The sequence below is a fragment of the Caulobacter sp. genome (assembly GCF_017744445.1).
GTDB lineage: Bacteria > Pseudomonadota > Alphaproteobacteria > Caulobacterales > Caulobacteraceae > Caulobacter.
On record NZ_JAGIBH010000041.1, the window covers coordinates 370 to 1,282 of the forward strand.

At 74.5% G+C, this 913-nt stretch carries 2 protein-coding genes; both read right to left on the minus strand.

Translation table 11 applies throughout. The features are described 5' to 3' along the window. The coding region (locus J7528_RS23400; protein ID WP_291879660.1) for a M56 family metallopeptidase at window positions 1-742 on the minus strand (742 nt) is incomplete at its 3' end. Then, the coding region (locus tag J7528_RS23405) for a BlaI/MecI/CopY family transcriptional regulator (protein ID WP_291879662.1) at window positions 729-913 on the minus strand (185 nt) is incomplete at its 5' end. The genes J7528_RS23405 and J7528_RS23400, both read right to left, overlap by 14 nt.

Below are 913 nucleotides of genomic sequence, written 5' to 3' on the forward strand. Positions count from 1 at the left end.
GACAGGTCTTCAGCATCGCCTCGCCATAGGCCCGGGCGGCCGAGGGGAAACGAGCCAGCACGGCGGCGTCGCAGGCGATCTCCTGGTCGACGCGCAGGCGGCGGGCGGCCAGGTGGACCAGCGGGTTGAACCAGCACAGGCCCTGCAGGACCGCGACCATGGCGTTGATCTGGGCGTCGCCCACCGCCAGGTGGTTGCGCTCATGCGCCAGCACCAGGGCCTGCTCCTCATCGGTGAACCGCGAGGCGAAGTCGGCGGGCAGCACCAGGCGAGGCAGCAGGGCGCCGATCACCGCCGGCCCGGCCTGCACGTGCTCGGCGTGAAACACTCCGTCCTCGTCGCGCAGCCGGCCCAGAGACCGCACGAAGCGGTGCTGGCGCACAGCCTGGACGCCCAGGGCCAGGACGGCGACCAGGGCCCAGGCCGCGACCAGCGCCTCGGCGGGATCGATCCGCGAAACCGGGACCGCCGCCCTCGCGGCGGAGGCCCCTGGACGAGGCGCAGGGGCGGGCGCGGGGGCCTCGACGGCCGCCGGCGCGCTCTCGGACACCATCACCGTCACCGTCCGCGGGGGAACCAGCACGGCCAGGGCCGCCAGCGGCGCGGCCAGCCACAGGGCGTAGGCCGCGCGCGCGCCGCCCAGGGCCCGCACCGGCCGCCTCAGGGCCAGCACCAGCAGCACCCCGGCCCCCAGGGCCAGGTTCGTGCGGACCAGGACCTCCAGGATCTCAGCGGCGCTCATCGTGGGCCTCCAGGATGCGGCGAAGCTCGGCGACGTCCTCGTCGCTCAGGCGCTCGCGCTGCGAGAAATGACTGACCAGCGGCGCCAGGCGGCCGTCGAAAAGGCGGTCCAGCAGGCCCTTGCTCTCGGCGTGGACATAGTCGCCCTGCGCCACCAGCGGGCGATACAGGA